Below are 8,909 nucleotides of genomic sequence, written 5' to 3' on the forward strand. Positions count from 1 at the left end.
CTGGGAGGGAGTGGTACCGCCGGTCCGCCCGGTAGCGCCGGTACGCCGGAGGCCGATGCGGCAGCGTCGGCCGGTGGAGCTGGGCTCCGAGAGGACGGCGCGGAGTCGCCGAGCGCCGGAGCTGGGCTGCGGGGCCCCGGTGCGGCGGCGGACGCCCAGACCGAGCTGTCGGAGGACGGTGCCGTCGGGCTCGGCGGTGGGCCCGGGCCTGGAAGTGGGGCGGGACCTGACGGTGGGACCGGTGTGCCTGTGGGCGGTGTGGCGACGCCCGGTGGCCGAGCCTCGGTCGAGGCTGATCCGGTCACGCCGGACGGCGGCGCCGGGGCGCCGGAGGGCGGAGAGTCGGCGTCCAGCAGTCGTACTGGGGCATCGGAGAGAGGCGTGACCAAGCCCGTTGGCGGGCCTGGCAGTGACGCCGGGCTGGCCGAGGGTGGTGTGGCTGAATCGGGCGGTGGCGCTGGACTGCGGGAGCCCGATACGGCGGTGCCGGACGGCGGGGCTGAGGCGTCGGAGGGTGGTGGGTCGGCGTCAGGCGGGCGGTCTGGGGCGTCGGCGAAGGGTGTGACCGGGCCGGGCGGGGGGATTGGGCCTGGCGGTGGCGCCGGGCTGGTCGAGGGTGGCGCGGCTGCGTCGGGCGATGGTGCTGGGCTGCGGGAACCGGGTGCGGCGGTGCCGGATGGCGGCATCGGACTGCAGGAGATTGGTACGGCGGGGCCGGGCGGTGGGGCCGAGGCCTCGGAGAGCGGTGTGGCGGCGTCGGGTGGCTGGGCTGAGGCGTCGGAGGGTGGTGTGTCCGGGCCCGGCCGTGGGGTCGGGGTTCCGGCCGGGGTGGAGTCGGCCGTTGAGCTCGCCACCGAGTTGCTGGCCGAGGGGGCCATGCACGCCGGTCCCGTGCTCGGTGCGGCGTTGCGGCGGATGTGCCGGACCGTCGAGGAGCAGGGGTCGCACTGGCCCGCCGGGGCGTTGGGTGACCTTGTCGAGCAGCTTGACGCGTACGCGGATCGGGGGGCGCGCTACGCGGCGGAGCGGTACGCCGAGCTCCTCACCGAACTGCACGCGCGTCGGCGTGCGGCTGCCGCCGGAGGGTTGCGTTCGCAGATTCTGGGGGGTGGCGAACCCGGGCGTACGCCACTGCGGCGCGTACGGCTCGTGAGTCTCGGTTGTCGCGTCGGCGGTGCCGTGGACGAACGCGTCGCGGAGGTCTTCCTCGCACATGCCGGCGACGGCACGGTCCTGGTGCTGCGGCGGCGCTGGGACGTACCACCGGAGGAGCAGCCGACCGGCCACGATCTGGCCGGGCGCCGGGTCGCGGGCACGTCGCTCAGTGCCCTGGCCGTGGCCAACCTGGTCTCGGAGTCCGCCTCGCGCAGCGCCAGCCGGGTCGTGCACATCGCCCAGGGCCGGGTCGCCAAGACGACGGTCACGCCGGTGGGCGATGCCTGGTCGCGGCTGCCCGCGCCGGTGATGGTGCGTGACCTGGCGGCCGCCTCTCGCGCGCTGGAAGAACTGCCACCCCGGCTCATCCGGCCACGCGTGGCGGCCGAGCACGTACGGGTCCTCGAGGTCGCCGAGGTGCGCGAGGTCGGCTACCACCCGGGCGACCAGCGGCTGGTCGCCGTGATCGCCGACGCGGCGGGAGGCACCGCCAAGGTCGTGGCGGAGTACCGCGCGCACTGTCCCGGGGCCCTGGACGCCCTCGCCGCCGCGTTGGGCAACGAGCCCCGCTTCATCACCGGGTTCCTGCGCCGCGGCCGGGGCACGCTGCTGATCGACCCGATCGCGGTCCTCGCCGCCGGGGGTATCACGGTGCCGGACCTCGCCCCGGGGGAGGGCGACGGCGAACTGGCCGTCCACATCCCCACCGCACAAGACCGCCTGGACTCGGCGCTGGAGGCCGCCCTCACGGCCTTCGCGGAGATCGCCCACCGCGGCCTGCGCCACACGACACCGGGCGTCCACCGCAGGGTCGAGGAGGCGGCCGACGAGCTCCGCCGGGTCGGCTTGACGGCGTCGGCGGAGGCGGCGACCGCCTTTTTGACGGCCTGCCGGATCGGCGAGGCGAGTGTGATGACGCGGGCCTGGGTCGACGCCCAGCTCCGCCTCATCACCGCCGCCGAACTTCGCTGAGACACCGCCCGCAGGACCGAGGAGGTGGCTGACGAGCTTCGCCGGATCGGCGGCGGCGACCGTGTTTCCGGCGTCCTGCGGGGCTGGCGAGGCAGGCATGATGATGCGGGCCTGGGCCGATGTTCGGCTTCGTCTCATCATCGCTGCCGAGCTTCGTCGAGAGATCGCCTGGCGCTGTCGCATATCGCAGGGTCGAGGACCTCCGCCGGGTCGGCGACGGAAGCGGGACCGTTTTCGGCGGCTTGTCGGGCTGGCGAGGTGGGCGTGGTGGCGCGGGCTTGGGCCGACACTCGGCTTCGTCCCACGCCGCCAAGCTTCGTCGAGACACCGACCGCCGCTATCGCGTATTGCAGGGGCGACGGCGGACGACCCGGGACCGGCCCGATGCGTCGAGAGACCGCCACGGCGGGCGTGAGCGGCTCTTCGCGATCGCCGGGGATTTTCCCGGCCTCAGCCGGGGCGGGGCGTCGAGGCGGCTCGTGGCCAGGACAAAAGGCGGTTCACATGGTGGCGGGTGAGGCCGTCGCCTGGGTCGACCGGGACGAGCAGGATTCCCCGGTAGGGCCATGCCTGGCGGCGGATTCGCATCGGTATGACGTCGTCGACCCAGGCGAACGGGCGGCCGTCGGCATGGCGGAGGATCGGGGCCCACTTGCGCGTCTCCATGAGCTGGAGGATGCCGAATCTCGGGTCGTCCCGCCGGCGCCGGTACGCGGAGAACTCCACGACCGGCAGTTCCGGCAGGCCGAGCAGCGGGCCGAGGTGCTCATTGGCGAGATGCTCCCAGGTGGTCGCCCACACGAGCTCATAACGTGCCGACAGCTCCCGCAGCCAGTCGCCGTGCTCCCGGGACAGTCGTACAGAAGGGCCGCCGGTCTCGTGACGTACGAACCGCGCCGGGTCGGACGGAGACAGGGGATTGAGCACCCCGTCGACGTCCAGGTACAGCAACGGCCGTTCGACCGCCCGGCTCCCCGGCCGGGGGACACCGCCGATGCCCCATGCCATCGGATCAGCGCCGGGGCGCCGGGTCAGACGGCGCGGTGGTACTGGTCGGGCCAGGAGGGCTTGGCGCCGAGTGCCTGGGCGGCGCGGTTGGCCCAGAAGGGGTCGCGCAGCAGTTCACGCGCCAACAGTACGGCGTCGGCCTGCCCGGCGGCGATGATCTCCTCCGCCTGCCGTGGTTCGGTGATCTCGCCGACCGCGCCGACGGGGAGGTCCGTCTCGGCCTTCACCCGGGCGGCGAACGGAACCTGGTAGCCCGGCCCGGTGGTGATCCGCGCCCCGGGGGCGATGCCGCCGCTGGAGACGTCGAGCAGGTCGACGCCGTGGGCGAGCAACTCCTTGGCGAGGCGTACGGTGTCGTCGACGGTCCAGCCCTCGCGGTCGTCCTCCGGGTTCTCGGTCAGCCAGTCGGTCGCCGAGACGCGGTAGAACAACGGCAGGCCGGCCGGCCACACCGCGCGTACGGCGTCGACCACCTCCAGCGCGAACCTCGTCCGGTTCTCGAACGAGCCGCCGTACTCATCGGTGCGCCGGTTCGTGTGGGGGGAGGCGAACTCGTGGATCAGGTAGCCGTGCGCCCCGTGGATCTCGATCACCTGGAAGCCCGCGTCCAGGGCGCGCCGGGCGGCGGCGGCGAAGTCGTCGGCGATGCGGTGGATCTGCTCGCGGGTCAGCTCCTCCGGCACCGGGTCACCGTCGTGGAACGCCACGGGGCTCGGCGCGACCGGCCGCCAGCCGTGCGGGTCGTCGGGCGACAGGGCCCGGCCGCCGCGCCAGGGCCGGTCGGTCGAGGCCTTCCGTCCCGCGTGGGCGAGCTGGATGCCGGGCACGCTGCCGTGCTCGCGGAGGAAGCCGGTGATGCGGGTCAGCCCGCGCTGCTGCCGGTCGTTCCACAGGCCGAGGTCCGCCGGGCTGATCCGTCCCTCGGGGTTGACCGCGGTGGCCTCGGTGAGGATCAGGCCCGTGCCGCCCACGGCACGCGCCGCCTGGTGCGCGAAGTGCCAGTCGCCGGCGACGCCGGTGTCCGGCCCCGTCTCGGGCGCGGAGTACTGGCACATCGGCGACATCCAGCCCCGGTTCGGGATCCGTACGTCGCGTAGGGTCAGGGGCTCGAACAGTGCACTCACGGCCGTACTCCTCCATCATCAGACAGTACGAGAGCCATCGTAATACGGCGATCGTCAAACTACGATACACGTCGTACCATGGTCAAAGCCGGCTGTGAAGGGACCTCGACCGTGACCGTCCGGACTCTCGATCATCCCGACCGTGCGGAGATCAGGCTGGAGGCCGTCCTCCACGCGCTGTCCGATCCGGTACGCCTCCAGGTCGTGCGCTTCCTGGCGGGTCTGGAAGAGGGGGAGGAGGCGCCGTGCTCGGCCATCGACCTGGCGGTCACCAAGTCGACCACGACCCACCACTTCCGGGTGCTGCGCGAGGCCGGCCTGATCCATCAGGTCTACCGGGGCACGGCCAAGATGACCGCGATCCGCCGGGCGGACCTCGACGCGCTCTTTCCCGGTCTGCTCGACGCGGTGCTGACGGCCGACGCCACCCGGCGGTCGCGGGTGCCGATCAGCTGACCGGTACGGCCGGGCGGATGACGCGGGACGCGTCGCCGCCCAGCACCGTGTCCCGCTGTGCGGCGACGAGGTCGTGCGGCATGCCCCGCGAGACCGCGCTGACCTCGCTGAGCCGGGTGTACTGCGCGTCGGTGAGAGTGACGTCCAGCGCGCCGAGGTAGTCGTCGAGCTGCCGCAGGTCGCGGGGGCCGATGATCGTCACGTACGTGGTCGCGGCGCGGGCGGCGTGTTCGCGCACCCAGGCGACGGCGACCCGGGCCGGTGACGCGCCGGTCTCCACGGCGACCTCCAGCACGGCGTCCACGACGGCGCTCTTCTGTGCGGTGCTCTCGGTGTGCACCAGGCGGCCGCCCCAGTCGGACAGCCGGCCCGTGTCGCTCGTGCGGTACTTGCCGGTCAGCAGGCCGCCGCCGAGCGGTGACCAGAGTGCCGCGCCCAGCCCCAGCGACTCGGCCATCGGCAGGAGCTCGCGGTCGGCGGTGCGCTCCACCAGGCTGTACTCCAGCTGGATGCCGGCGGTGGGCGCCCAGCCCCGGAGGTCGGCCGACGTCGCCGCCCGTGACACCTGCCAGGCCGCGAAGTTCGACAGCCCCCAGTGCAGGATCTTGCCCGCGCGCACCAGGTCCTCGAAGGCGCGGGCGACCTCCTCGATCGGCGTGATCCCGTCCGGGAGGTGCGCCCAGTACAGATCGATGTAGTCGGTCCTCAGCCGCCGCAGGCTCGCCTCCACCGAGGTGACCATGGCCTTGCGGCTGTCCCCGAGGCGCGAGATGTCGGGGTCTCCGGCCCGGCGGTACGGCCCGTTGGAGTACTTGGTGGCGAGCACGAAGTGGTCGCGATCGGCGGCGAGGAACTCACCCAGCATCGCCTCCGACTGACCCGCCTGGTAGCCGTCCGCGGTGTCGATGAAGGTCCCGCCCGCCTCGGCGAACCGGTCGAAGATCCGCTGTGCCTCCGTCCGCTCGGCGCCGAATCCCCAGCCGGTGCCGAAGTTTCCGGTGCCCAGCGCGTACTCCGAGACGCGGAGCCCGGTCCTCCGGCCGAATGTGGTGTATCGCATGGTCACTCCCTTGGTAAACCGATCGTTCTACATCGACCGTGACAACCCTACCCGGCGAAGTAAAACGATCGGTACCCTGGAGTCCGTGACCACATCCTCGACGACGCGCGGCGGTCGCGGCGCCCGCGAGCGCATCCTGCGGGCGGCGACCCGGCTGTTCTACGAGCAGGGCATCAACGCGACCGGCATCGGCGAGCTGACCGAGGTCGCCCATGTCTCCAAGCGCACGCTGTACCAGCACTTCGAGAGCAAGGACGAACTGGTCGCGGCGTACCTGCGGCGCTTCGACGAAGAGGGCCTCCTGCCGCGCGAACAGGTGCTGGCCCGTACGGACCTGCCCGCGCGGGAGCGCCTGCTGGGCCTGTTCGACGACGCGATCGGTGCGGGGTTCCGCGGCTGCCCGTACGTCAACGCCGCCGCCGAGATCGCCGACCCCCGGCACCCGGCCCGGAGGGTGGCCGCCGAGCACAAACGCGCCTTCCGGGGGCTCCTGCGCGACACCGCGCGTGAGGCCGGGGCGGCCGACCCGGAGGCGCTGGCCGACCGGCTGGCGATCCTGTTCGACGGCGCGCTCTCCCAGAGCGCGCTGCTGAACGACCCCGGGCCCCTTCGCCACGCCCGTTCGGCCGTCGAAGGGCTCCTCGCGGGCGCCTGAGCGGGACGACGTACGTGCGGGATATCCAGACGTGCGTGCGGGATATCCACCATCGGGTTTTGGGGGCGTGCTTCCATGCGCCCGCGGCGCCGGCCGCGCGATCCTGAGGTCATGGAGATGCGCTGCCTGATCGTCGATGACGACGCCGCCTTCCGCGCCGCGATCGGTTACATGCTCGAACGCGGCGGGGCGGTCGTCGTGGGCACCGCGTCCAGTGGTGCGGAGGCGGTCGAGCGGGCGCGGGACGCCCGGCCCGACATCGTGCTGGTCGACGTCCGCCTCGGGGCGGAGAACGGCTTCGACGTCGCGCGTCGCATCGACGAGAGCGCCGCCGGTACGGTCTGGAAGCCGGTCGTCGTCCTGCTGTCGACCCTGGCCGAGGACGAGCTGACCCCGCTGGTCGCCTCCCATCCGGCATTCGGCTTCCTCGACAAGACCACCGTCTCCACCGAGCGGATCAGGGAGTTGCTGTCCGTCGGCCGGCGGTCTAGCAGCCTGCGTTGAGGAAGGCGAGGACCGCGAGGACGCGCCGGTGGTCGGCGTCGGTCTCCGGCAGGCACAGCTTGGTCAGGATGCTGTGCACGTGCTTCTCCACCGTGGGCTCCGTTATCCACAGCTTGTGGACGATGCCGGCGTTCGACCGGCCCTCCGCCATCAGGGCGAGGACCTCGCGTTCCCGCGCACTCAGCTTGGCCAGCGGGTCGATGCGCCGGTGAGCCGCGAACAGCCGCTGTACGAGGTACGGGTCGATCACCGAGCCGCCCCTGCGGACGCGTTCCAGCGCGTCGAAGAGCTCGGACGGGTCGGTGACCCGCGTCTTGAGGAGGTAGCCGATGCGGTCGCCGCCGGACAGCAGCTCCATGGCGTGGTTCACCTCGACGAACGCCGACAGGACCAGGATCGCGACGGAGGGGAACCGCCGGCGGATCTCCGTGGCCGCCACCAGGCCCTCGGTCGTGCACGTCGGTGGCATGCGCACGTCCACGATCGCCAGGTCGGGGACCTGCTCGCGGACCAGGTCGACCAGCCGGTCGCCGTTGTCGGCCTGGCCGACCACGTCGAAGCCCGCGCGCGCCAGCAGACTTGCCACGCCCTCGCGCAGCAGTATGTCGTCGTCGGCGAGGACCACACGCCCTCGCAGAGGGACCGAGCCATTGGGTTCACGCACGATGTCGGGCCGCCACTCTCCTAGCATCGTCAGCTTCCATGCTACGCGCGCAATCGCGACCTGCGGTGATGTCCGACGGCCGCGGTGTCATCGCCCCGTCGAGGATCACCGCCGGAGTGGCCCCGTAAGCCGCTGATCAGGCAATATGGAGGGATCTGAGGCGACATGCTCGCCAATCCGGCGGCCTGTCACTTATGGTCGAACAGTACGCCGACGGGGGATGTCGCGTACGGCGAGCGAGGCTCGCCACAACATCATCGTCCAGGCAGGGGCCTGGACCGTTCAACGCTCTGCCCGTGTCCGTATCCGGGCGGGCCGGATGACACGGTCGCCCGCTTCCGCCTGCCGGACCCCGGTCACGGGCGCCGTTGACGCCCACACTCTCGGCCGCCCCTCACCTCGGTCCGGCGTATCGGCTCGTGCTCCGGCCATGCGCTGGGGCACCGGTCCGTACGGGCGGAGTCCGGCCGGTGGGGCTCGTGGGACCTCAGGGGCGACATCCGGTGGTAACGGGGGGATTTCCACGTGAGCACGATGGTAAGAGAAGTGAATCATCCGCCCGGCGACGGGTGGATCCGCGTGAGCGAGCTCCGGCCGTTGCTGGCCGCGATGCCGGCTCTGGGCGACGGTGACTTCCGGGTACGGCTGCCCGCCGACCACGAGGGGATCACGGCGGACCTGGCGCGGGCGTTCAACCAGATCGCCGACCGGCACCAGCACTTCGCCGGTGAGCTGGCACGTGTGACCCGCGAGGTGGTCCGCCACGGCCGGCTGGACGAACGTCTCTGCCCGGCGCCGGGCGGCGCCTGGTCGGGGAGCGTCGACACGGTGAACACGCTGATCGACGCGCTGGTGATCCCCACGGCGAACGCCACCCGGGTCCTGGACGCGGTCGCGGGCGGTGACCTGTCCCAGCGGATGGACCCGAGCGACGGCAAGCACCCGCTGCGCGGCGACCTGCGCAGGCTCGGCCAGCGGATCAACCAGATGGTCGACCAGCTGTCGATGTTCACCGGCGAGGTGACCCGTCTGGCCCGCGAGGTCGGCACGGAGGGCCGGCTCGGCGGACGCGCGAAGGTGCGCGGGCTGTCGGGCAGCTGGCGTGACGTGACCGAGGCGGTCAACACGATGGCGGACCGGCTGACCGCCCAGGTCCGCGACATCGCGGTGGTCACGAAGGCGGTGGCGAGCGGCGACCTGACCCGCTCCGTGACGGTCGAGGCGACCGGCGAGCTCCTGGAGCTCAAGCTGACCGTCAACACGATGGTGGATCAGCTGTCGGCGTTCGCCGGTGAGGTGACGCGGGTGGCC

Annotated in this window: 9 protein-coding genes; 5 read left to right on the forward strand and 4 right to left on the reverse strand. The window is 72.3% G+C overall.

The window, feature by feature from the left end:
- Positions 1-828 precede the first annotated feature (828 nt).
- Positions 829-2,127 (forward strand): YehQ family protein, encoded by a 1,299-nt coding sequence (locus ACFFNX_RS33750; protein WP_378209925.1) that lies wholly within the window; start codon positions 829-831, stop codon positions 2,125-2,127.
- Between the two features lie 450 nt (positions 2,128-2,577).
- Here ACFFNX_RS33750 and ACFFNX_RS33755 read toward each other — a convergent pair whose 3' ends face one another.
- Together ACFFNX_RS33755 and ACFFNX_RS33760 are read right to left on the reverse strand one after the other, a co-directional pair.
- A complete protein-coding gene (locus ACFFNX_RS33755) occupies positions 2,578-3,135 on the reverse strand; it encodes an HAD domain-containing protein (protein WP_378209926.1) in 558 nt (185 codons plus the stop codon).
- 23 nt (positions 3,136-3,158) lie between these two features.
- Positions 3,159-4,259, reverse strand: a complete 1,101-nt coding sequence (locus tag ACFFNX_RS33760; RefSeq protein ID WP_378209927.1) for an NADH:flavin oxidoreductase/NADH oxidase — start codon at positions 4,257-4,259, stop codon at positions 3,159-3,161.
- 111 nt (positions 4,260-4,370) lie between these two features.
- On the opposite strand from ACFFNX_RS33760, the gene ACFFNX_RS33765 reads away from it, so the two are divergent.
- Entirely contained in the window at positions 4,371-4,715 is a 345-nt protein-coding gene (locus ACFFNX_RS33765; RefSeq protein WP_378209928.1) for an ArsR/SmtB family transcription factor, read from the forward strand.
- On the opposite strand, the gene ACFFNX_RS33770 is transcribed toward ACFFNX_RS33765, so the two are convergent.
- Positions 4,708-5,775 carry an aldo/keto reductase gene (locus ACFFNX_RS33770; RefSeq protein ID WP_378209929.1) on the reverse strand — a complete coding sequence of 356 codons (1,068 nt, stop codon included), beginning with the start codon at positions 5,773-5,775 and terminating at the stop codon, positions 4,708-4,710. The genes ACFFNX_RS33765 and ACFFNX_RS33770 overlap by 8 nt on opposite strands.
- A gap of 85 nt (positions 5,776-5,860) precedes the next feature.
- On the opposite strand from ACFFNX_RS33770, the gene ACFFNX_RS33775 reads away from it, so the two are divergent.
- Positions 5,861-6,430, forward strand: a complete 570-nt coding sequence (locus tag ACFFNX_RS33775) for a TetR/AcrR family transcriptional regulator (protein ID WP_378209930.1) — start codon at positions 5,861-5,863, stop codon at positions 6,428-6,430.
- A 111-nt stretch (positions 6,431-6,541) separates the two neighbouring features.
- The gene (locus ACFFNX_RS33780; RefSeq protein WP_378209931.1) at positions 6,542-6,934 is read left to right on the forward strand and encodes a response regulator; all 393 of its coding nucleotides are present in this window, start codon (positions 6,542-6,544) and stop codon (positions 6,932-6,934) included.
- Here ACFFNX_RS33780 and ACFFNX_RS33785 read toward each other — a convergent pair.
- Positions 6,918-7,598, reverse strand: coding sequence for a response regulator transcription factor (locus ACFFNX_RS33785; protein ID WP_378209932.1), 681 nt, complete (start codon positions 7,596-7,598; stop codon positions 6,918-6,920). The genes ACFFNX_RS33780 and ACFFNX_RS33785 overlap by 17 nt on opposite strands.
- A 609-nt stretch (positions 7,599-8,207) precedes the next feature.
- On the opposite strand from ACFFNX_RS33785, the gene ACFFNX_RS33790 reads away from it, so the two are divergent.
- Positions 8,208-8,909 (forward strand): HAMP domain-containing protein (locus ACFFNX_RS33790; protein WP_446678543.1); only part of this gene is annotated, 702 nt, incomplete at its 3' end.

It is taken from the genome of Actinoallomurus acaciae (genome assembly GCF_042429965.1).
GTDB lineage: Bacteria > Actinomycetota > Actinomycetes > Streptosporangiales > Streptosporangiaceae > Actinoallomurus > Actinoallomurus acaciae.